The sequence below is a fragment of the Micromonospora sp. URMC 103 genome, assembly GCF_051386435.1.
In the GTDB taxonomy this organism is placed as follows: domain Bacteria; phylum Actinomycetota; class Actinomycetes; order Mycobacteriales; family Micromonosporaceae; genus Micromonospora.
In genome coordinates, this window is sequence record NZ_JBPQTR010000005.1 from 1,977,539 (window position 1) to 1,999,327 (window position 21,789).

A 21,789-nucleotide genomic window follows, 5' to 3' on the forward strand; every position below is an offset into this window, starting at 1 on the left:
ACCCACGGCTTGTACCCTCCCATAGCTCAACCACCGACCGCGACCCCTCGACTACGGGAGGCAGACCCGCCTGTAGGCGGCGTAAAGCCGATAGCTGATCGACTTGCGGCAAGATCAGGGCGCTTCCAGGGCGTCAGGGCGGCTCCAGCTTCGGAGTGCAGTCGGTCTGGGTTGTCGCCGGCGGTGGTGAGCAGCTGGGCCGCGACTTCGGGGCCGACACCGAACAGGGCCGTGGTGCGGGGCGCCGCTTTCTGGACGAGGGGTGTCACCTGCCGGTCGAGGGTGGTGATCTCCTCGGTGAGGGCGGTGGCCCTGCGGGCGAGCCCGACCAGGGCTGCGGCGGTGGCGTGCTCCGGCTCGTGAAGTCTGGCCGGGTCGTAGGTCAGTGCGGCGGACCGGTTGACCAGCACGGTGGCGCTGACCCTGGTCAGGCGGGCTCGCAAAGGCTCGGGGGCGGCGGCGACCAGGCCGCGCATCTGATTTAGGGCCGCGGTGCGGGCCTTGACCGCTCCTCGGCGGGCGACCCTGAGGGCGCGAATCGCCTCGACCGGCCCGGTGCGGGTCTTCGGGGTGCCCATCGCGGTGCCGGCGAGGGTAGCCCGGGCGGCGGCGACAGCGTCGATCGGGTCGGACTTGCCCTGTGCGCGACGAGCGCGGCGGTCAGGCCGGTCCACCTCCACGACGGCCATCTTCTTGCTGGTCAGATAGCGGGCCAGCCCGGCCCCGTAGCTGCCGGTTCCCTCCACGCCCACGGCCGCGACCCGCCCGAAGGAGCGCATCCAGGCCAGCAGATCGGTGTAGCCGGCGGTGGTCGCCGGGAACTCGGCGTCGCCCAGGAGCCCGCCGGTGCTGTCGATGACGGCGGCGTGGTGCGTGTCGCGGTGGGTGTCGACACCACCGATGACCGATCGCTTCTTGGCTGCCATGCTGGTGAGGTCCGCCCTTCTCGGTCGAGTCGAGAACACCTGGACACGTCACCGGTCAAGCGATGCGGACAACACAGTGGCGGGCGCCTCTCGCACAGGCTCCTATCAAGTCACGACGCCTGACCGGTGACATGCAGCCGCCGAGGCCACCGAGCTGGCCGACGAATCGGGATGAGGACAGCAACCGTCGGTCTGCCGGTGAGTCAGACCAACCCGGCGACCCACCCCACCATCCTCACTGTCTGCCGCCGACCCACACACCGTGGAACGGGCCAGGGCCAGGGTGACAAGGTGGAGCGCCCTTCCGGACGAGTCTCAATGGCGGTTGTCAAGCGGGCGGTGCGGTGGGCGGGGTGCTGACGGCGCTGGCGGTGGTTGGAGTTGGAAGCAGCGGTTGTCGCGTAGCAGGGCACGCAGCACGTCGACGCGGCGGCGGGCGAGGGCTATCAGCGCCTGTTGGTGCTTGCGTCCTTCGGCGCGTTTGCGCTGGTAGTAGTCCCGGTTCGGGCCGTTGGTTCGGAGGATGCTGAGCGAGGACATGTAGAACACGTGGCGCAGCCGTCGGTTGTAGCGCCGCGGCCGGCGTAGGTTGGTGACCCGTTTGCCGGAGTCACGGGCCACCGGCGCCAGACCGGCGTAGGCGGCGAGGTGATCAGGGCTGGCGAAGGTCGAGAGGTCCCCGACTGCGACGATGAACTCCGCTGCCGCCAGCGCCCCCATGCCGGGCAGGCTGCGGATGATGTCGGCCTGCGGGTGGGCAGCGAACGCCTGCTCTATGGCCTTGTCGGTGTTCTTCATGCGCTGGTGCAGTTGCAGCAGGTGGGTGGCCAGCTCACCGGCGAGTGCAGCAGCGGTGTCCTGTCCAGGCAGGCTGAGGTCGTGCTCAGCCGCGGCGGCCAACGCCTGATCGGCGACCTTGACGGCGATCACAGCCCGGTGCCGGCGCAAATGTGCGATGAGCTGCTCACGTCCGGCAGCACGGATCTGCTCGGGCGTTTGATGAGCGCTGATCAGAATCAGCGTCGCGACGTTGGTGAAGGTCAGCGCCCGTTCCAACACCGGGGAGAGTCCGAGCATCAGCCGGCGCAGCCGATTCACGGTGCGGACCCAGTATTCGACCAGGTCGGCACGGTGCGCGACCAGCAGCGCGAGTTTGGCGATCAGCTCCGCCGGTGTCTCGACCGGCAGGAAATCATGCCGCATCCGGGCGGGTTGGCGATGACCACCGCGTCACGGGCGTCGGTCTTGGCCTCGCCGGCGAACCCGCCCGTACATCTTCCGTGGCCTGATCTACTGCGCTGCCTGCCAACGCCGCATGCAGGGCCAGTACAACCACGGCGCCCCCTACTACTGCTGCCGCTTCCCCCAGGAATAGGCCCTCGCCAACGAGGTCGACCACCCCCGCAACGTCTACCTGCGCGAGGACCCCCTCACCGACCCACTCGACACCTGGCTCGCCACCGCGTTCGCTCCGGACCACTTCGAAACGACGATCACCGCGATGGCGGGCGCCCAGTTGGCCAACCAGCCCTCCCCCGCCGTTGCCGCCGCTCAGACGACCATCGCAGAGTGCGACGCGAAACTTGAGCGCTACCGGGCAGCGCTCGACGCCGGAGCCGACCCCTCAGTCGTCAGCAACTGGATCGCCCAATCACAAGCCGAACGGACACGCGCACAAGACGATCTCCACACGGCCGACTCCGCCGCAACACGCCGAATGAGCCAAGCAGAGATCACCAGCGTGGTCCAAGCCCTCGGGGACATCGTCACCGTGCTCCGCGACGCCGACCCCGTCGACAAGGCCGAGGTCTACCGGCAATTCGGGCTCCGGCTCATCTATCAGCCGGAAACGCAAACGGCGCGCGCCGAAATGGATCTCAGCGCACACCGTGGGGTCTTGATTTGTGTCCGAGGGGGGACTTGAACCCCCACGCCCTATACGGGCACTAGCACCTCAAGCTAGCGCGTCTGCCATTCCGCCACCCGGACCTGCTCGTCCAGCCTACCGCGCCAGCCCCGGTGATCTCGATACCGGGAACCGGCCCCGCGGGCCGCACGGGGAGTTACTGTACACGGCCCTGGTGGATCATGCACATCGCCTTCCCCCTCGCCGCCTCGTGCCGCATCCGTCCTGCTCCCGGCGCCGCCACGAGCGCCGGGTAGCGTCCGGAGCCGGTCTACCGGCAGCATGGCCACGTGTCCCATCCCTCTCCCCTGGCCGCCGTACAGCACCGGGCCCTCGCCCTGCGCGCCGCGGGCGACCTGACCGCCGCCCGTGAGTTGCTGACCGAGGCCGTCGGAGCCGCCCGCCCGCCGTACGGGCCGGACCATCCGGACGTGCTCAACACCGCGCACCTGCTGGCCCGGCTCCACCGGGAGGCCGACGACCCGCAAGCGGCCCGCCGGGTGCTGGAGGAGGCGTACGCTGCCGGCGAGCGCCGCTGGAGCGACGCCGACCCGCTGATGCTGGCGCTCAGCTACGAGCTCGCCGGGGTCGCCGAGGAGTTGGGCAACCGGCACGAGGCGCGCCGCAACTACGGCCGGGTCGCCACCGCTGGCCCCGCCGTGCTCGGGGAGGACCACCCGGCGGTACGCGCCGCACGCCGTTACCTGGGCCACCCGACCGCCGCCACCGCGTCCGCCCCGGGGCACCCGGCCGCTCTCGGCCAGGACAGCGCGATGGCGGCCCTGTCGGGGCCGACCATGGCGTTCGCCGCGCTCTCACCGGTCCGGCGACCGTCCCCGCCGTCGCCGGAGGTCCAGCCACCGGCCGGTCAGCCGGGTGCCCTGCCTCCTCCCCCGGTCACGCACTCCGCTCCCGGCCTGCCGTCGCCCGGCGGGCTCCCCGCGTCACCGCCTGCGCAGCCGGGACCTGCCGGGGCGCAGGCGCCGCCCTCGTCACCCTCGTCACCCTGGGCGCCACCGTCGGCCGCCGCGTACGCTCCGGTCTCCGCACCGCCTCAGCCGGGCGCCTACACGCCGCCGCCGCCTCTCCGAGCCGGACCCCCACCGCCGCCCGCTGGCATGGTGGCGTCGCCCCCCATCCCGCCCGCGCCGCAGTCGGCGGTGCCGCCCTCACCCGGGCCGTCTCACTCGGCGTGGGCTCCGCATGCGGACGCCGCTTGGCCCGTGCCGCCGCAGGCTGCCCCGCCCGCACCGCCGCGGACCGGACCGGCCGCACCGCCCCCGGCCGAGGCCGCCCGGTCCCTGCCTCCGCAAGCGCCGCCCGGGCCGTCGCAGTGGCCCAACGGCCCCGGCCTCGCCACGCCGACGGCACCGGTCGGCGCGGAAGCGCCCGTGCCCCCGCCGCCGTCCGCGTGGGCGCCGCAGCCCCCGACCCCGACCGCGCCCGCGACACCGGTGGAAGCCGAGCCTGCCGCGGCCCCGCAGGCGACGTCGACGCGCCCCGGCGCCGCCCGGGTCCCGCTGGCGCGCCCCGACGCCGCCCCGGTCCCGCCGGCGACGCCGGCTCCTCCCGCGGCTCCGCCCGCACCGCCGGTGGCCCCGGCTCCTCCGCCGCTACCCCCGGCCCCTCCCGTCGCTCCGCTCACACCGCCGGCGCTCCCGACACCTCCGGTCGCTCCCCCGGTGCCCCCGGCCCCTCCCGTCGCTCCGCTCACACCACCGGCGCCCCCCGTCCCTCCGGTCGCTCCCCCGGTACTGCCGGCGCCTCCGGTCGTTCCGCCGGCACCTGCCGCCGCTCCGCCGGTGCCCCCGATTCCGGACCACGCGCACACCGTCCCGCCGGCACCGGCCGGGCAACCCGCGGCGCCCGGTCTGCCCGGGCCGCGGCCGGAGCCCGGTGCACCGCCAGCACCGTCCGCACCCGCACCCGCACCCGCATCGGGACTGGAGACGGCCGGGAGCGGCCCGGTCGGAGGTGAGCCGTCCGCGCCGGGCTGGGACAAGCCAACGATCCAGGTCCGGCAGATCGAGCCGCTGTTGGCCGAGGAGATCGAGCGGGTCAGGGCCGGCCAGGGCCCCGGTCCGGATGCGCCGGCGGGGCCGGGCGTCGCGGCCTCGGTGCCGCCCGCGCAGCAGGGTGCCCGGTCACCCGCGGACCCACCGGTCAGCGCCCCGCCGGCGCATCTGGCGCCGGGTGCGGCACCACCGGATCAGTGGCCGCCGGTCGGCGGCCCGGGCCAGAACCCGCCACACACGGCTGCGCCCGTCAGCGCGCCTCCGGGTCCGGCGCAGCCGGTCAGCGCGCCGCCCGGGTACCCGTCACCCGTCAGCGCCCCGCCCGGGTACCCGTCACCGGTCAGCGCGCCGCCCGGCCACTCGTCGCCGGTGAGCGCTCCGCCGGGCTTCTCGTCGCCGGTCAGCGGCCCGCCGGTGAGCGGGCCGCCCGGCTATCCGTACCCGGTCAGCGGCCCGCCGGTGAGCGCCCCGCCCGGCTTCGGTCAGCCCGTGAGCGGGCCTCCGGCACCGCCGTGGGGCCTGACGGCGCCGCCCTGGAGCGCCACCGCTCCGCCCCAGCCGCTCCCCCTGACCGGCGAAGGCGAGGCCGTCGCCGAGACGTCGACCGAGGCCATCGACCCGGGCGTGCCGGACGACTCGTTCGACCCCAGCTTGCCGACCCTGCTGCCGGCACCGGTGTCACCGGCCCCGCTGCCCGAGCCCGAGCCGAGGCCCTGGAACGAGGTCGCGCCGGCGCGGGCACCGGCCGCTGCCGCGGCCCCGCCGCCGGCCGGTCCGGTCGCGGACCCGGCCGCATCTGCGGCCCCGCGGGACGACTACCCGGCCGCGCCGGCCGCGGCACCCAGCGCGTATCCCGCCGCGTACCCGGCGGCGGCCTCGGACGCGTATCCCGCCCCGGCCGCCGCCTACGCCGCTGCGGCGGGCACGCCGTCGGCGATGACGGGCCCGCACCCGGCGATGTCCGGCGCGCCCGCCGCGATGCCGGGGACCTCCGCGGCTTCGGGCACCTACCCCGCGACCGCCTACCCGCCCCCGGCGGGCACCGACCCGGGCGCGTACGGCGTCGAGCCGTACCGTCCGGAGCCGGCTCCGACGGCGTACCCCCTGCTCGACGAGCCGGCGCCGGGCGGCCGCAACCGGGCGGCGGTGGCCGTGGCGGTGACGGCGGCCGTGGTGGCGGTCGCCGCGGTGGCCGGTGTCGGCGTGCTCGTGCTGGGGCGCGACGGCACGCCGCCGGCGGGCGCGCCGTCGCCGCGTGCGGCGGCGCCGACGGCCAGCGGACCGCCGCCGGGTGACCTGCGGCTGCGCGACGAGTCCACCACGATCACGTTGACCTGGACGGACCCGTCCCGGGGGGCCGTGCCGTTCATGGTTGCGGGCGGCCGGGCCGGGCAGGCGTTGGGCGTGATGGCCACGGTGGACCCGGGAACGGAGAGCTACACGGTCAACGGGTTGAACTCCCGGTTGGACTACTGCTTCACCGTGCTCGCCGTCTGGTCGACGGACACGTTCGCCACGTCGGGGCAGGTCTGCACGGAACGCGAGGGACGCACTCCGTCGAGTTGACCTGGGCGCACGCTGGGTGTCCACAGGGGGACGGTCCGGGTTCCCCCGGCCGTGACCGGGCCCATATGATGGCACGCGGCTCAGGGGAGGGGTCGCCGGCAGGGGACGCCACCTGGCACGACGACACGGAAGGCAGCCGGTTGTGGCCACCAGCGACGAAGCCGTGAGCACCGAGCAGGGCACCTCCCCACGCCGCTCCCGGCTGCGGGGTGGTCTGGTCACCATCGCGACGGTGGCCGCGCTTCTCGCCGCGATGGGGCTGACGGTCCTCGGGCTCGGTGCCGCCGACAACGCGGTCGCCAACTACGACGCGAGTTCCTGGTTGTGGAGCGCGGCGCGCAGCGAGCTGGCCCGGGTCAACGGGGTCACGGCCCGCGTCGACACCCGCACCGAGGTGCCGCAGGCCCGTCAGCACCCGATGCAGGTCACCCAGACCGACCGGATGCTGATCCTGCGGGATCTGCACACGGGGCAGGTCAGCTCGCTGGATCTGGCCACGCTGCAGATCACGGCGACCACCCGCACGACGCCCGGGCTGGGCGTCAACGTGGCGCTGCACGAGGACGCGGCGTTCGTGGTGGACGCCGTGCAGGGCGTGGTCCGCCAGCTCGACCCGCGCTCGCTGTCGCCGGTCGGCGAGCCGATCCGCTACCCACCGGGCATCACCGGTGGCTCGTTCGACGGCGAGGGTCGACTCTGGATCGCGGTGCCGAGCCAGGGCACGGTCTCGGCGATCACCGCGGCCGTGCTGCCGGCCACGCCGTCGTCGCCCGCCGCGGGCGGCGGCCTCAGCCCGAAGCAGATCGAGACGTACGACGTGGCGGAGCCCGCCCACGAGCTGGTGGTGTCCAGCCTGGACGACGGCGTCGCGGTGCTCGACCGCACCGCCGGCGCGTTGGTCACGGTGCAGCGCGGCACGGTCCGGCCGACGAAGCTGTCGATGACGGCACCGGGCGCGCTGCCGACGCGCACCAGCGGGCCAAAGGTGCCGGTCACGGTGCCCGGCGAGCGGAAGGTGCACGTCGTGGCCGAGGGCGGCGGCGAGACGGGCACGTTCACGGTGCCGGGCGACGGCGACCGGCTCACCCCGGCGGTCGCCTGGGCCGACCGGTTCTACTGCGCCGACGAGGCGACCGGCACCATCTACTCGTTCGCCGCCGACGGCACCCTGGTCGACACGATCAAGGGCAAGGTGACCGGGCCGTTGGAGCTGGAGGTGCGGGAGAACCACCTCTTCATCAACGCCCCCGGCTCGGCGACCGCGCGGGTGGTGGACGACAAGCACCAGGTCCGCGAGGTCGACAAGTACGCCAACGACGTGCTCGGCGGCGACCCGCCGCCGGTCGCCCCGCCGCCGCCCCCGCCGAAGAAGCCGAAGGTCGGCAAGCCGGGCGCGCCGCGCAGCGTCACCGCCGCCGCCGGCAACGCGCTGGCCCGGGTGAGCTGGCGCGCGGCCCCCACCAACGGCGCGGCCATCACCAAGTACGTGGTGGAGGGCGCCGGCCAGCAGCACGAGGTGGGCGCCAACCAGCGGTCCGTGGAGATCAAGGGCCTGACCAACGGCGAGACGTACCGGTTCTCGGTGCACGCGGTCAACGCCAAGGGCGCGGGACCGTCGCGCACCAGCAACCCGGTCACACCGACCGCGGCGGTCCCCGACCCGCCGGCGAGCGTCACCGCGCAGGAGCGGCCCGACGGCACCGTCCTGGTGCGCTGGCCGGCGGCCAACGGGCAGGGCAACACGATCGCCCGGTACGCGGTGACCGCCTCCTCGGCGGGCGCGAACGCCCCGGTGGGCGAGTCGACCAAGACGGAGCTGGTGGTGCCGGCAGGCGAGCTGGAGTACGGCACGCAGTACGCGTTCACGGTGGTGTCGGTCAACGACAAGGGCGCCGCGTCGGCCGCCTCGCCGGTCAGCAACACGGTGGTGCCGTACGCGGCGCCGGGGCGGCCGGCCGAGCTGCGGGCGAGCACGGTGGCCGACCAGCCGGGCACGGTCTCGGTGCAGTGGGCGCCGGCCGAGCCGAACGGCCGCCCGGTGACGAAGTACCTGGTCGACGTGGGTGGGCGCACCAGCGAGGTGACCGACACGCAGACCACGGTTAACGGGCTGGGCAACGGCCAGAACGTGACCGTCAAGGTCAAGGCGGTCAACGAGGCCGGGCCGGGCGCGGAGGCCATCGCCACCGCCCGCACGGTCGCCGCGCCGCGCGTCACGGTGACCGGCTCGTCGGCGACGACCACCGGCGCCACGGTGACGTTCACGGTGGACGCCGGCGGTGGAAAGGCGACCTGCACGCTGAGCACGACGGGCAAGCCCGCGAAGGCCGGCAATTGCTCCAGCATCACGATGACCGGCCTCACGCCCGGCACGAAATACACGTTCACGGTGACCGCGACCAACGCCGCGGGTAAGAACACCGCCACCCGCGCGCAGGACACCAGCCCGATGTACGGGATCGCTACCTGCAAGAACGGTCCCGACGGGGACCAGCGCACGTACTGCAACAGCGACCGGGACGGCCGCAACGGCAACGAGATCTTCTCGGTGGCGCGGCAGGACAACGCCAAGCAGGTCGGCTGGGCGGAGCCGGGCAAGAGGCTGAAGGCGTACTGCAAGAAGCAGGGCGAAAACGTCGACGCGTGGATCTACAACAACCAGAAGCAGAGCACCTGGTGGGTTCAGGTCGAGTACGAGGGCAAGAACTACATCCCCTGGGCCTGGTTGAACCTGGAGGGCGGCGACAACATCAACGTTCTGCCCACCTGCTGATCCACCCCAGGCAAGGAGCACCACGCACGTGAACACCCACGAGCCGCTCACCCAGCCGGAGGTGCAGGGCTTCGCCGCCCTCGCCGCCCGGCTGGCCGAGAACGTCAACTCGGTCGTGCTGGGCAAGCCGGAGGTGGTCCGGCTAGCGCTCACCGCGCTGTTCGCCCAGGGGCACGTGCTGCTGGAGGACGTGCCAGGGGTCGGCAAGACCACCCTGGCGCGGGCCATCGCCGCCACCGTGAAGGGGCAGTGGCGGCGAATCCAGTTCACACCGGACCTGCTGCCCTCCGACGTCTCCGGCGTCACGATCTTCAACCAGGCCACGCGGGGCTTCGAGTTCCATCCCGGCCCGGTCTTCGCCAACATCGTCATCGCAGACGAGATCAACCGGGCCTCCCCGAAGACCCAGTCGGCGCTGCTGGAGGTGATGGAGGAGCGCACGGTCACCGTGGACGGCGTCCGCCACCCGGTGCCGCAGCCGTTCCTCGTGGTGGCCACCCAGAACCCGGTGGAGATGGACGGCACCTACCGGCTGCCCGAGGCCCAGCTCGACCGGTTCCTCGTGAAGCTGTCCGTGGGTTACCCCGACGAGGCGGTCGAGGTGGAGGTGCTGCGCGGGGCCACCGTCCGCTCCCCCGAGGCGCTGACGGCGATCACCGACACCGCCACCATCGGCGAGATGGTCCGGATGGCCCGGCGGGTGCACATCGCCGAGCCGCTCTACGCGTACGCGGTGCGGCTCGCGGCCGCCACCCGCACCCATCCGCAGGTGCGGGTCGGTGTGAGCCCTCGGGGTGTCATCGCGCTGACCCGCGCCGCGTGCGCGTACGCGCTCATCGACGGTCGCGGCTGGATCATGCCGGAGGACCTGAAGGCGCTCGCGGAACCGGTCTTCGCGCACCGGCTGCTGCTCACCCCCGACGCGCAGGTGCGCGGCGTGACCGCCGCCGAGGTGCTGCGCCAGGCCGTCGCCTCGGTGCCGGTGCCGCTCCCCTCGGGTCAGCCGGCCCCGGTGCAGGGGTGACCGGCCGCGCCGGCATGGGGATCACCGCCCGCGGGGTCGGGCTGCTCGTCGCCGCCGTCGTGCTGCTGGGCGCCGGCTTCCGCTTCGCGTACCCCGAGTTGACCCTGCTCGGCGCGGCCGCCGGCACCGCTGTCGGCTACGCCGCCGTGGTGGCGGCCTGGCGGCCGCGTCTCGAGGTGACGCGCCACGCCGAGCCGGACCGGGTGGCGCGCGGCGAGGCGGCCAGCATGACCCTGACCGTCCGCAACACGGGCCGGCTGCGGGCCGCGAGCCTGCTCGCCGAGGACCGCTGCGGCCACGAGGCGGTGCCCGTCCCGCTGCTGCGGCTGCGTCCGGGCCGGGACACGACCGTCCAGTACGACGTGCCGACCCGCCGTCGGGGTGTCGTGCGGGTCGGGCCGCTGCGGGTGACCCGCCGGGATCCGCTGGGTCTCGTGGCGCTCTCGCGGCCGTACGGCGGGACGGTGCCGGTCTGGGTGCACCCGCGTATCCACGCGCTCACCGCGGTGCCGACCGGCGCTGGCCGCAGCCTCGACGGCCGGGTCGACGCGGTCCCGCACGGGTCGATCACGTTCGACTCGCTGCGGGAGTACGTGGTCGGCGACGAGCTGCGTCGGGTGCACTGGCGTACCAGCGCCCGGGTCGGCGAGCTGATGGTGCGGGAGAACGTCGACACCAGTCTGCCCCGGATCGTGGTGCTGCTCGACAACCGCGCCGCCGCGCATCCCGAACGTCGGGGCGGGGTGGCCGCATCGTTCGAGGCCGGGTGCGAGGCAGCGGCGTCGGTCGTCACCGCCGCGTTCCGGGCCGACCTGCCGGTGGTCCTGCTGCTGGTCGTACCGGAGCCGGCGACGCCGGAACGCGGGACCGCCGAGGACGGCAAGGCCGCCGCGAGGGGTGCCCTGGCGGGGTGGCGTTCCCGGCTGCGCCGGGGTGGCGACCGCGCGGCCGACGTCGCGCCGGACGCCGGCGCCGCCCCGGGCGGCCCGCTGGACCGGCTCGCCGCGGCCGACCTCGTCGACGACGCCGACGCGTTGCGCGCCACGACGTCCCTGCTGCGGCGCGACCGCCTCGGGGACACGCTGGTCTTCCTCACCGGGCCGGGTGGCCGGGGCGACCTGGGGCAGGTGGGCGCGCTGCGCGGCGCGTACCCCTCGGTGGTGGTCGGGGTCTTCGGCGCGGCGGAGCCGACGCCGCCCGGCGCGGCCGGGCTGGTGGTCGTCGACGCGGCGGACGGCGCGGAGTTCGCGGCCGAGTGGGACGGGGTCCGGCGATGGTGACGATGCGCGACGGACGGCCGCCGGCGGGGTCCGGCGCCGACGCGGCCGGTCCGGGCGGCGGCGGGACCGGGGCCGGCACCGGCCCGATCGACGCGACGGGTGGCGCGCCGCGGCGCGGTTCCGGCGCCGGGTGGCGGCGGGTCGGGCCGCTGCTGCGGTCGCTGCCCGTGCCGCTGGCGCTGGTCGCGATGACGGCGCTGGCCGGCGTGGTGCTCGGCCGGGTGTACGCCGGGCCGCTGCTGCCCCGGCTCGTGCTCGGCGCGGCTGTCGGCTCGGTGCTGGTCAGCGTGGCCGCCCGGCGGCTGCCGTCGTGGCTGGTCGCGCCGGTGTCGGTGCTGGCCATGGCCGGCTGGACGCTCTGGTCGCTGCGGCTGGCCGCCGCTCACGCCGACCTGCCGGGAGGCCTGGCTGAGGTGACGGCGGACGCCGCGCGCAACGGCATCCCCCGCCTGCTCACCGCGATGATCCCGGTCGAGCCCACACCGGACACGGTGCTCGTGCCGCTGGTGGCCGCGTGGCTGGCCGGGCTGACCGGCGCCGAGGTGGCGCTGCGCGCCGGCCGGGTGCTCGCCGGTTACCTGCCTCCCGTGCTGCTGTACGCGGGCGCCCTCTACGTGGTCGGTCCGAACGCCGCCCCGGCGCTCTGGCCGACAGTGGTGCTCGTGGCCGTCGCGGCGCTGGGGTTGGCGGTCTCCGCACGGGCCGTGCCGGACGCCGCCGACCCGGCCGCCGGTCTGACGCCCGGGGTGCGGGCGGCCGTCCGGGTCCGGCTCGCCGCCGGCGCGGCGTTCGGGCTGGTCGTGGTCGTGGGCCTCGTGGCCGTGCTGGGGCCCATGGTGGCCGGGCAGGTCGACGGCCGGCCCGTGGACCCGCGCCGGTACGTGGAGCCGCCGCAGGTGGAGACGCTCGACGAGAACCCACTGATCCGCATTTCCGGGTGGGCGTTGCACCCCGAACAGAAGCTGCTGGACGTACGCGTCGACCAACCGGCCGGCGGCCCGGCCGCGGGGGCCGCGCCGTCCCCCGAGGGCGACGAGCCGGCGGACGACGCCGACGCGCCGACGGAGGGCACGTCCGCCGAGCCGCTCCGCATCCGGCTGGCGGTGCTCAGCGACTACGACGGGGTCACCTGGCGGGTCGGCGCCACCTACCGCAACGCGGGACGGATCCTGCCGGCCGCCACCCCGGCCGCGGGCAGCACCGTCGAGACGGTACGGCAGGACATCACCGTCGCCGAGCTGACCGGGCGGCTGCTGCCCGCCGTGCCCACCCCACGCGAGGTCACCGGCGCGCGGGTGGCGTACGACCCGGCGACCGGGACGCTGATCCGCCCCGAGGGCCTCACCCCCGGGCTCCACTACACCGTCACCTCCGACCGGGAGCGCCCGGACTCGAACCTGCTCGCCACGGCGAACGTGCCGGCCGGGGAGGCCGTGGCGCGGGTGCTGCGGGTGGCCGACGGTGTGCCCGAGCCACTGACCCGGCTCGCCGGCCAACTCGCCGAGGAGAACGGCGCCCCGTACGCCCGGGCCATGGCGATCGAGCAGTTCCTCGCCGAGCACTACCGCCTCGTGGCGGACGCGCCGAGCGGTCACGCGTACCCGAACCTGAACTTCTTCCTGTTCGGTCCCCGCAACGGCGGGGGGCAGCGCGGCACGTCGGAGCAGTTCGCGGCGGCGTTCGCGGTGCTCGGCCGGCTCACCGGCCTCCCGACCCGGGTGGTGGTCGGCTTCGAGTCCACAGGGGACGGTCCGGTGCGGGCCGGCGACGCGTACGCCTGGCCGGAGGTGCTCTTCGACGGTCTGGGCTGGGTGCCGTTCCACCCGCTGCCCCGGCCGAACGAGGAGCCCCGGCCCGTCGAGGAGGACTTCCGTCCCGCCCCGGAGACTCCCCCACCGTCGGAGGCCCCGGAGCCGACCGTGGAGCCGACCGCGTCACCGGAGCCGACGGCCGCCGCGGCCGGCCCGGCGGACAGCGGAGGCGTGCCGACGCCGGTGCTGGTGGGCGGCGGGACGGGCGGTCTGCTGCTGCTGGTGGGGGCGGTGCTGCTCACGCTGCTGGCGATGCGCCGGTCCCTGACCCGCGGGCGGCTCGAGCGGGGCGACCCCGGCCAGCGCATCGCAGGCGCCTGGCGGGAGGTGACGGACGCCCTGCGGCTGGCCGGCCGACCGGTCGGGCCCGACCTGGCCGCCACGGAGGTGGCCCGGCGCGCCCGCGACGCCGCGACACCGCCCGGCGTGGGCGACGACCCGCCACGGCAGGCCGCCGGCGTCGACGAGCTGGCCGACCTGCTGAACCAGGTGGGCTTCGCGCCGGGCACCGCGAGCCCGGAGCAGGCCGACCGGGCGGCCGGTGCCGCGCAGGAGTACGTGGCCGCCCTGCGCGCCACCCGCCCCCGCTGGCGTCGCCTGCTCTGGCCCATTCATCCGGGCCCGCTCCGCTGGCGTCGCTGACTCTGCATCCTTCGTCTGCCCGGACGGCGATCCGCTCGCCAAGTCAGGCTATATGACCATCTGTCGCTTGACTCTCCAGTCGCAACAGGTTCGCTAATCCGCATTGCGCGCGAAAGCAACCTGCCGAAATTGCTGGCGCACCCGAGTTGACGAGGGGAAATACGGCCACCACCTTGCGCGACAAGGGGTTCCCGGCACTGCCCGTCGCGTGACCGGAAACGGCGTTGTAGCAGATGCTGAGTGCGGCTGCCGCTCCGCTGATTTCGCCGGGAATACCTCTTGACCTGCGCCGACAGCAGGACCACGCTGGCCTGCGTCCGGACTTCGGGTCCGGAAAGGATAGCGATTGAACGGCAACCACGCCACCGGCAATCGCTACCACATGCGCGCGCCGAGTCACCGATATCTGGACGCCGGGCCACCATCCCGTATCAGATGTCGAAGCAGACTCAAGACCACGGACCCGAGACCAACGGCAGCCGCGTGGTGGACGACGCGAGAGTCCGTCCGCATCAACGACATCTGGTACGACATCCGTTTCGATCGATGAAGGCGATCGTGATTCCCATGTATGTGCGTAATGTGTTCCGTCTAGTCGTGGCGCTACTGGTCGGCGTGACCAGTCTGTCGGTCGCCACCCCGGCCTGGCCACAGACCAGCCCTCAGGTTTATCTCTTCTCCGAGCAGTCGGGGCGTGGCGCGGTGGGCTTCCCACCGAACTGTCAGGATGCCGGAAACGGTCCGTTCGTCGGCCTCGATGTCTGGAGCTTCCAGGTGATGCCCGAGCAGGGCGAGTTCACGGCGCTGACGCTGGTCTTCATGACTCCGGAAGGTGAGGTCCTCCCGTCCGTCTCCGTTCCCGGGCCCGACGGGGATCTCATGCCCGGCACGCATCAGGCGCGCGTCCGGGTGCCGGCAGGGTTGCTGATCGTCGAGGGCAGCGCCGAGGTCACGGGCGACCCGATCGGCGAGTTCAGCGTGACCGCGACCTGTGCGGCAATCCCGCTCACGCCCGACATCGACCTCGCGTGGAACAAGCCCGCGACCGCGGACAGCCGGTGCGCGTCGACGCAGGGCCCGGAGATGGCGGTCAACGGCAGTTGGGCCGGCGGCCTGTCGGACAGGTGGTGCTCCACGGGCGCCAGCAAGTGGCTGCGCGTCGACATCGGATCCAGTACGAACATCAGGCAGTTCGTGGTGCGTCATGCTGGCGCCGGTGGCGAGGCCACGTCGCTGAACACCCGGGCGTTCAGCATCCAGGTGAGCACCGACGGCACCACGTGGACGACGGCGGTCACCGTGACCGCGAACACGGCAAACGTCACCACCCACGACGTGACGGCAACCGGCCGCTACGTCCGCCTCAACATCACCACCCCGACACAGACCACCGACCCCTCGGCCCGCATCTACGAGCTGGAGGTCTACGGCGGAGTCAATCTCGCGCTGAACAAGGCCGCGACCGCGGACAGCCAGTGCGCGTCGACCCAGGGCCCGGGAAAGGCGGTCAACGGCAGTTGGACGGGCGGCCTGTCGGACAGGTGGTGCTCCACGGGCACCAGCAAGTGGCTGCGCGTCGACATCGGGTCCACCGCGGCCATCCGGCGGTTCCTGGTCCGCCACGCTGGCGCCGGTGGCGAGGCCACGTCGTTCAACACCCGCGCCTTCACCATTCAGGTGAGCGCCGACGGCACCACGTGGACGACGGCGGTCACCGTGACCGCGAACACGGCAAACGTCACCACCCACGACGTGACGGCAACCGGCCGCTACGTCCGCCTCAACATCACCACCCCGACCCAGACCACCGACCCCTCGGCCCGCATCTACGAGCTGGAGGTCTACGGCCAGGTCGGGTCGCTGCCGCCCGAGGTCAACCTCGCGCGCAACAGGCCCGCGATCGCGAACACTCAGTGCACGTCGACCGAAGGCCCGGCGAAGGCGGTCAACGGGAGCTGGACCGGCGGCCTGTCCGACAGGTGGTGCTCCACAGGGATCGGCTCGTGGCTGCGCGTCGACCTCGGAACCCCTGGCTCGCTCGTGAACATCAGGAAGTTCGTGCTGCGCCATGCCGGCGCCGGTGGGGAACCGGCATCGCTCAACACCCGCGCCTTCACCATCGAGATGAGCGCTGACGGCATCGCGTGGTGGACGGTCGTCACCGTGACCGCGAACGCGGCGAATGTGAGCACCCACTACGTGGACGCGTACGGCCGCTACGCCCGCCTCACCGTCACCACCCCGACACAGACCACCGATTCCACGACCCGCATCTACGAGTTCGAGGCCTACCCGCCATCGTGAGGGGCGAGTGACATCTAAGGCGCTGGTGGGCGACGACCTGGCCGAGTGTCCCGACGGGCAGGCCTCCCCCACCAGCGCCGATGCGCGACTGGCGCCCGCGCCGATACGGCGGCCACCCGACACCGTCAACCTCATGATCAGCGCGGCGGGGGCGGGGGTCAGGCGGACAGGCGGCGGACGAGTTTGCGCAGGCCGGCCTGCCAGCCGTCGGGGTCCTCCGCGCGGCGGCGGGCGTACCCGGCGACCTCCGGGTGCGGCAGGATGAGGAAGCGTTCCTCGGCGAGGCCGGCCACGGCGGCGTCGGCCACCTGGTCGGGGGTGAGCACGGCACCGGAGGCGGCGATCACCCGTGCGCCCAGGTGGCCCTCGGCCAGCCCGTCGGCGAGCATCGGCGTGTCCACCCCCTGCGGGCAGAGGGCGCTGACCCGGATGCCCCGGTCCCGGTAGGTCACCGACAGCCACTCGGCGAAGCCCACGGCCGCGTGCTTCGTGGCGGTGTACGGGGCGTCCCCGACCGCCGTGAGGACGCCCGCCGCCGAGCAGGTGTGCAGCAGGTGGCCGCCGCCGCGGGTGAGCATCCCCGGCAGCACCGCCCGGGCGGAGTAGACGTGCGCCAGCACGTTGACGCGCCACGACCGCTCCCAGGCCGCGTCGTCGACCTCGATCCCGCCGCCGGTGGCCACGCCCGCGTTGGCGCAGAACAGGTCGATCCGGCCGAACCGCCGCTCGGTGTCGGCGACCAGGGAACGGACCTGCTCCTCGTCGGTGACGTCGACGGCCACCGGGTGGGCGACGGGGCCGATGCCGTCGGCGACCGCACGGGCCTTCTCGGCGTCCAGGTCGGCCACGACGACGGCGGCGGCGCCCTCGGCGGTGAACCGGCGGGCCAGCGCCGCGCCGATGCCGCCCGCCCCGCCGGTGATGACCACGATCCGGTCGGTGAGGTTCACGTCAGCGCCCCTCTCCGGCGGCCGGGCCGAGTCGGGCGATGAGGCCGGCCAGCGCCTCCGCGCCGCCGCCGGCCAGCTCGGGGGTGGGCAGCAGCGCGAGCACCGGCACGTCGACGCCGGCGTCGGCGTAGGCGCGCACCTGGGCGCTGACCTGCTCGGGTGAGCCGTGCAGGACCAGCGCGTCGACCAGCTCGTCGGGCACGGCCGCGAGCGCGCCGCGCCGGTCGCCGTCCGCCCACGCCTTCCACATCGGCCCCAGCACGTCCTCACGGCCGAGCCAGCGGTGGAACGCGGCGTACGCCGGGACCGTGAGGTAGCTGGTGATAAGCCGGCGGCCCAGCTTGCGGGCGTGCGTGGCGTCCTCGGTGGGGCAGACGAAGATCCGGGCGACGACGTCGAAGCCGGGCCGGCGCGACCCCAGCTCGGCCACGGCGCGGGGCACATCGCCGGCGGCCAGCCAGTTGAGGATGACGCCGTCGGCCTCGGCGCCGGCCAGGCGCAGCATGCCGGGGCGCAGCGCGGCGAGCAGGATCGGTGGCGGCACCGCGGGTGGGCGCTCCAGGGTGAAACGGCGTACCGCGAAGGTGTCGAAGCTCTGGTCGACCGTCTCCCCGGCCAGCGCGGCGCGCAGGAACCGCAGCATGTCGCGGGTCCGCCGGTACGGCTCGGCGAACGGCACCGCGTTCCAGTCGCCCACCACCACCGGCGAGGACGCGCCGATGCCGAGGGCGAACCGGCCCGGTGCGACGTCGGCCAGCGTGGCGGCGCTCATCGCGAGCAGGCCCGGCCCGCGGGTGAAGACGGGTACGACGGCGGTGCCGAGCCGCATCCGGGGCTGCCAGGTGGCGGCGAGCGCCAACGGGGTGAACGCGTCGGCGCCGGCGACCTCGGAGGACCAGACGTCGGTGAACCCGGCTTGCTCCAGGGCCGCGTAGACCGCGGCGTGGTCGGCGAGCGGGATCCCGCCCAACGGCACCGTCATGCCCCATCGCGTCGTCATCGACTGATACTGCCCGGTAACGTTCGACGAGAGCAAGATCCCCGTCCACGGGATCGCGGACCGGCGTCTCAGCCCAGGCGGTCGAGGAGGCGCAGGGAGCGCTGCGCCACCAGGGCCGCCGCGTCCGCGTCGTACGACGGCAGCGAGCTGTCGGTGAACAGATGCTGGTCTCCCTTGTAGACGAACAGCTCGGCCAGGTCGGCCCCGACGGTGGCGACCAGTTCGCGGGCGGCGTCCAGGTCGCCCTCCAAGGCGAAGAACGGGTCCGCGTCCATGCCGTGGACCTGCACCGGGACCCCCGGTGGCCACGGCCCGACCGCCCACTCACCGGTGATCGGGAGGCAGGCTTCGTAGAGCAGGGCGCCACGCGTGCCGACCCTGGTCTGCGCGAGTCGCTGAGCCGTGCCGGCACCGAAGGAGAAGCCAGCGAACACGAGGCCCTCGGGCAGGTCGGCCACGGCCTGGTCGGCGCGGGCGTCGAGCACCTCGGCGCCGATGCGCCGGGTCAACGCCGCCCCGTCCTCGACGGTCGGCGGTCGCTCCCCGTCGAACAGGTCCGGCGTGTGCACGCTGTGCCCACCGGCTCTCAGGGTCTCGGCGAACGCGCGGACGCCGTCGGTGAGTCCCTGCACGTGGTGGAACAGGACGACTTCGGCCATCTCTACACTCCTGGCAACGGACGGCGAGGATCATACGATCCAAGATTTTAGAACGGTCGAGAAATGTCGGTCAATGAGCGGATCCCGGATTACGACCTCGACGAGATGCTCGTGGTCAGCGCGCCCGAGCAGCTGCGCGCCCTGGCCGACCCGCTGCGCGCCACCCTCCTGGAGCTGCTCCTCGAACGGGCCGCCACGGTCACGGAGATGGCCAAGGCGGTGAACCGCCCCAAGAGCAGCGTCGCCTACCACGTGAACCTGCTCGTCGAGGTCGGCCTCCTGCGCGTGGTACGCACCCACCGCGTCCGGGCCATCGAGGAGCGGTACTACGGGCGCGCCGCGCGCACGTTCTACGTCGGCGTCCTCAACCGCCCCGAGGACAGGCAGGTCGCGTCCGCGATCAACGGACTCACGGAGGCGGCTGCCGAGTCCGCCGCCGCCCACGCCGCGGACGAACTGCGCTGCACGCTCGTGCACGCCCGCATCCCGATCGAGGACGTGCGCGCCTTCTGGGCCGAGGTCCAGGAACTCGCCCGCCGATTCGCGCAGATACCGCGCGCCGGCGACCAGGTGTACGGCTTCGTCGCCGGCCTCTACCCCACCGACGCACCCACCCTCCCCGACACCCGACACGACTCGACCTCCTGACGAGGGGTCCCGCGCCCGGTTCTGGCGGTTGCCGGCCGGCGGCACCGCCCACGGTGTTACGAATGCCGGGTGAGCTGGGCAGACACCGGAGGGCGATGACCGTGGCCACCGGTGGCAAGATCCGCCTGACGCCGACCGCCCAGGACCCGGGGCGAGCGACCTTCCTGGAACTCTTCTTCGACCTGGTCTACGTCTTCGCGCTGACCCGGATCTCGGCCCGCGCGTTCGGGGACCTCGCCGCGAACGACGGGCACGCGCACGGCTGGAGCGCGATCGCCGGCGGCGGGAAGACGCTGCTGCTGCTCCTCGCGCTGTGGTCGGTGTGGCAGGGCACGGCCTGGACCACGAGCCGGTACGACCCGCGCCACGGCTGGGTCCAGGGCATCGTGATCACCGCGCTGCTGGCCAGCATGGTGATGGGCGTGGCGATCCCCGAGGCGTTCACCACGACGGGGCTGATGTTCGCGGTGGCGTACGTGGTCGCGCAGGTGTCCCGGCCGCTGACCCTGCTCGTGGCGCTCGGTCCCCACGAGTACCGGCGGCTCAAGCTGCGCATGACCATCGTCTTCGCCTCCACCGGCGTGCTGTGGATCGTCGGCGCGCTGCTGCCCACCAACCCGCGGGTGGCGCTCTGGACGGCCGCGCTGGTCGTCGAGTACCTCGTCGCCCGCTTCGGCTGGCCGGTGCCGGGACTCGGCCGATCCACCATCTCGAAGTGGGACATCGCCGGGGAGCACCTGGCCGACCGCTACCAGCAGTTCTTCCTCGTCGCGCTCGGCGAGACGATCCTGGTGGCCGGGTTCGCGTACAGCAGGGGGCCGTACGAGGTCACCCACGCGGCCGCGTTCGCCCTGGCGCTGGCCACCTCGATCGCGCTCTGGCGGATCTACATCCAGCGGGCCGGCCAGATCCTCGGCGAGGCGGTGACGCGGGCCCGGCACCCGGCGACCATTGGCCGGTCCGCCGCGGACACCCACCTCGTGATGGTGGTCGGCCTCGCCGGCGTGGCGATCGGCTACGAGCTTGTCATCGACCACCCCTTCGATCCTCCCCCGGCGGCCTGGCTGGCGGTGGTGATCGGTGGGCCGATCCTGTTCCTGGCCGGCCGCGCACGCCTCGAGTACGAGGTCTTCGCGCGGGTCTCGCCGTCGCGGTGGATCGCCATCCTGGTGCTGCTGGCGCTCACCCCGTTGCTGGCGCGCATCCCGGCGGTGATGGCCTCCGGCGCCGCGGTGGTGGTGCTGGCCGCCGTCGCCCTGGCCGACGCCCGTCGGGCGCGGGGCCGTCCGCCGGAGGCGGCCGCACCCCCGTTCTAGGCATCGAGGTACGACGATGCGCCGGCGCCGCCGCACGTTAGTCTCTGCAGGTGACCTTCTCGATCGTCGCCCGCTCCGATGACGGCCGCCTGCACGGCGTGGCCGTGGCCAGCAAGTTCCTCGCCGCCGCCGCGCTGGTGCCGGCCGCCGAGGCCGACGTCGGCGCGCTGGCCACGCAGGCCAGCGCCAACCTGGCGTACCGGCCGCAGGGGCTCACCATGCTGCGCACCGGGGTGGCCGCCGCGGACGTGGTCGCGGGTCTGGTCGCCGCGGACGGCGAACGTGACCACCGCCAGCTCGGCGTGGTGGCGGCCACCGGCCCGGGGGCGACCTTCACCGGCGGGAAGTGTCACGACTGGGCCGGCGGGCAGGCCGGGGACGGCTGGGCGGCGCAGGGCAACATCCTCGCCGGCCCGCAGGTGGTCGACGCGATGCGCGACGCCTGGCTGGCCGGCTCGGCGCTGCCGTTCCCCGAGCGGCTGCTCGCGGCGCTGCGCGCCGGAGACGCGGCCGGTGGCGACCGGCGCGGGCGGCAGAGCGCCGGCCTGCTCGTCGTGCAGCGCGGCGGCGGGTACGGCGGTGGCAGCGACGTCGTGGTGGACCTGCGCGTCGACGACCACGCGGACCCGGTCACCGAGCTGGACAGGTTGCTCGCCGTGCACACCCTGCTGTTCAGCAAGCCCGATCCGGCGACGCTGCTCGACCTCACGGGCGCCGTGGCCGCCGAGGTGGGCACGCTGCTCGGCGCGCTCGGCCACCCGGTGGGCGAGGCCGGCCCGGAGGAGGCGCTGGCTTCCTGGGCCGGGATGGAGAACCTGGAGGAGCGTCTCGTGCCGGGCCGGATCGACCCGGTGGTGCTGGCGCACCTGCGCCGCGCCGTCCCCCACGTGCCGTCCCCGCGCTCCGCCCCTCACGCGTAGGCCGAACCCCGACGGCGGGCCCAGCGCGGCGGCGCGGGCCGGCCCTGCT

Annotated in this window: 16 protein-coding genes, 1 tRNA gene and 1 pseudogene; 12 read left to right on the forward strand and 6 right to left on the reverse strand. The window is 74.0% G+C overall.

All coding sequences use genetic code 11. The annotated features are described in order from the left end of the window. Nucleotides 1-26 precede the first annotated feature (26 nt). A complete protein-coding gene (locus ACSNOA_RS22335) occupies nt 27-926 on the reverse strand; it encodes an IS110 family transposase (RefSeq protein ID WP_436661097.1) in 900 nt (299 codons plus the stop codon). Between the two features lie 315 nt (nt 927-1,241). After that, on the reverse strand, nt 1,242-2,129 hold the full coding sequence (locus tag ACSNOA_RS22340; protein WP_436661099.1) for an IS110 family transposase: 888 nt from the start codon (nt 2,127-2,129) through the stop codon (nt 1,242-1,244). Nucleotides 2,130-2,211: 82 nt separating this feature from the next. Between ACSNOA_RS22340 and ACSNOA_RS22345 the strand changes: the two genes are divergently transcribed. Together ACSNOA_RS22345 and ACSNOA_RS22350 are read left to right on the forward strand one after the other, a co-directional pair. Next, on the forward strand, nt 2,212-2,301 hold the full coding sequence (locus tag ACSNOA_RS22345) for a hypothetical protein (RefSeq protein ID WP_436662410.1): 90 nt from the start codon (nt 2,212-2,214) through the stop codon (nt 2,299-2,301). A 126-nt stretch (nt 2,302-2,427) separates the two neighbouring features. Beyond that, on the forward strand, nt 2,428-2,850 hold the full coding sequence (locus ACSNOA_RS22350) for a hypothetical protein (RefSeq protein WP_436661101.1): 423 nt from the start codon (nt 2,428-2,430) through the stop codon (nt 2,848-2,850). On the opposite strand, the gene ACSNOA_RS22355 is transcribed toward ACSNOA_RS22350, so the two are convergent. Then, nucleotides 2,832-2,915, reverse strand: a tRNA-Leu gene (locus tag ACSNOA_RS22355). The two genes, ACSNOA_RS22350 and ACSNOA_RS22355, sit on opposite strands and share 19 nt — an antisense overlap. A gap of 207 nt (nt 2,916-3,122) precedes the next feature. On the opposite strand from ACSNOA_RS22355, the pseudogene ACSNOA_RS22360 reads away from it, so the two are divergent. The 7 genes and pseudogenes from ACSNOA_RS22360 to ACSNOA_RS22390 all read left to right on the forward strand — a co-directional run. Beyond that, nucleotides 3,123-3,296: pseudogene (locus ACSNOA_RS22360) on the forward strand (tetratricopeptide repeat protein); the annotation flags it as partial. Between the two features lie 1,920 nt (nt 3,297-5,216). Then, on the forward strand, nt 5,217-6,413 hold the full coding sequence (locus ACSNOA_RS22365) for a hypothetical protein (RefSeq protein WP_436662411.1): 1,197 nt from the start codon (nt 5,217-5,219) through the stop codon (nt 6,411-6,413). 142 nt (nt 6,414-6,555) lie between these two features. Continuing rightward, nucleotides 6,556-9,186: a fibronectin type III domain-containing protein gene (locus ACSNOA_RS22370; RefSeq protein WP_436661103.1), complete on the forward strand. Its 2,631-nt coding sequence runs from the start codon at nt 6,556-6,558 to the stop codon at nt 9,184-9,186. 28 nt (nt 9,187-9,214) lie between these two features. Then, nucleotides 9,215-10,210 (forward strand): AAA family ATPase, encoded by a 996-nt coding sequence (locus ACSNOA_RS22375; protein WP_436661105.1) that lies wholly within the window; start codon nt 9,215-9,217, stop codon nt 10,208-10,210. 14 nt (nt 10,211-10,224) lie between these two features. Next, nucleotides 10,225-11,490 (forward strand): DUF58 domain-containing protein, encoded by a 1,266-nt coding sequence (locus ACSNOA_RS22380; protein WP_436662412.1) that lies wholly within the window; start codon nt 10,225-10,227, stop codon nt 11,488-11,490. A gap of 2 nt (nt 11,491-11,492) precedes the next feature. Continuing rightward, nucleotides 11,493-13,943 (forward strand): transglutaminaseTgpA domain-containing protein, encoded by a 2,451-nt coding sequence (locus ACSNOA_RS22385; RefSeq protein ID WP_436661107.1) that lies wholly within the window; start codon nt 11,493-11,495, stop codon nt 13,941-13,943. Between the two features lie 435 nt (nt 13,944-14,378). Then, entirely contained in the window at nt 14,379-16,247 is a 1,869-nt protein-coding gene (locus ACSNOA_RS22390) for a discoidin domain-containing protein (RefSeq protein WP_436661109.1), read from the forward strand. 158 nt (nt 16,248-16,405) lie between these two features. On the opposite strand, the gene ACSNOA_RS22395 is transcribed toward ACSNOA_RS22390, so the two are convergent. The 3 genes from ACSNOA_RS22395 to ACSNOA_RS22405 all read right to left on the reverse strand — a co-directional run bounded on the left by ACSNOA_RS22395 (nt 16,406) and on the right by ACSNOA_RS22405 (nt 18,856). Further along, complete coding sequence (locus tag ACSNOA_RS22395) at nt 16,406-17,197, reverse strand: SDR family oxidoreductase (protein WP_436661111.1); 792 nt, start codon at nt 17,195-17,197, stop codon at nt 16,406-16,408. A 1-nt stretch (nt 17,198) separates the two neighbouring features. Beyond that, nucleotides 17,199-18,179: an LLM class F420-dependent oxidoreductase gene (locus tag ACSNOA_RS22400; RefSeq protein WP_436662413.1), complete on the reverse strand. Its 981-nt coding sequence runs from the start codon at nt 18,177-18,179 to the stop codon at nt 17,199-17,201. A gap of 86 nt (nt 18,180-18,265) precedes the next feature. Next, the gene (locus ACSNOA_RS22405) at nt 18,266-18,856 is read right to left on the reverse strand and encodes a dienelactone hydrolase family protein (protein WP_436661113.1); all 591 of its coding nucleotides are present in this window, start codon (nt 18,854-18,856) and stop codon (nt 18,266-18,268) included. Nucleotides 18,857-18,919: 63 nt separating this feature from the next. Between ACSNOA_RS22405 and ACSNOA_RS22410 the strand changes: the two genes are divergently transcribed. The 3 genes from ACSNOA_RS22410 (at nt 18,920) to ACSNOA_RS22420 (ending at nt 21,740) form a co-directional block, all read left to right on the forward strand. Next, nucleotides 18,920-19,504: a helix-turn-helix domain-containing protein gene (locus ACSNOA_RS22410; RefSeq protein ID WP_436661115.1), complete on the forward strand. Its 585-nt coding sequence runs from the start codon at nt 18,920-18,922 to the stop codon at nt 19,502-19,504. Between the two features lie 62 nt (nt 19,505-19,566). After that, a complete protein-coding gene (locus ACSNOA_RS22415) occupies nt 19,567-20,820 on the forward strand; it encodes a low temperature requirement protein A (protein ID WP_436661117.1) in 1,254 nt (417 codons plus the stop codon). 50 nt (nt 20,821-20,870) lie between these two features. Beyond that, the gene (locus ACSNOA_RS22420) at nt 20,871-21,740 is read left to right on the forward strand and encodes a DUF1028 domain-containing protein (RefSeq protein WP_436661119.1); all 870 of its coding nucleotides are present in this window, start codon (nt 20,871-20,873) and stop codon (nt 21,738-21,740) included. The last annotated feature ends 49 nt before the right edge of the window (nt 21,741-21,789 follow it).

Bases quoted from the DNA above. Each gene is read 5' to 3' on its own strand.
- ACSNOA_RS22400 (WP_436662413.1), bottom strand. From the start codon at position 18,179: ATGACGGTGCCGTTGGGCGGGATCCCGCTCGCCGACCACGCCGCGGTC.
- ACSNOA_RS22350 (WP_436661101.1), top strand. From the start codon at position 2,428: ATGGCGGGCGCCCAGTTGGCCAACCAGCCCTCCCCCGCCGTTGCCGCC.
- ACSNOA_RS22390 (WP_436661109.1), top strand. From the start codon at position 14,379: ATGTCGAAGCAGACTCAAGACCACGGACCCGAGACCAACGGCAGCCGC.
- ACSNOA_RS22405 (WP_436661113.1), bottom strand. From the start codon at position 18,856: ATGGCCGAAGTCGTCCTGTTCCACCACGTGCAGGGACTCACCGACGGC.
- ACSNOA_RS22335 (WP_436661097.1), bottom strand. From the start codon at position 926: ATGGCAGCCAAGAAGCGATCGGTCATCGGTGGTGTCGACACCCACCGC.
- ACSNOA_RS22415 (WP_436661117.1), top strand. From the start codon at position 19,567: ATGCCGGGTGAGCTGGGCAGACACCGGAGGGCGATGACCGTGGCCACC.
- ACSNOA_RS22340 (WP_436661099.1), bottom strand. From the start codon at position 2,129: ATGCGGCATGATTTCCTGCCGGTCGAGACACCGGCGGAGCTGATCGCC.
- ACSNOA_RS22385 (WP_436661107.1), top strand. From the start codon at position 11,493: ATGCGCGACGGACGGCCGCCGGCGGGGTCCGGCGCCGACGCGGCCGGT.
- ACSNOA_RS22380 (WP_436662412.1), top strand. From the start codon at position 10,225: ATGGGGATCACCGCCCGCGGGGTCGGGCTGCTCGTCGCCGCCGTCGTG.
- ACSNOA_RS22410 (WP_436661115.1), top strand. From the start codon at position 18,920: ATGTCGGTCAATGAGCGGATCCCGGATTACGACCTCGACGAGATGCTC.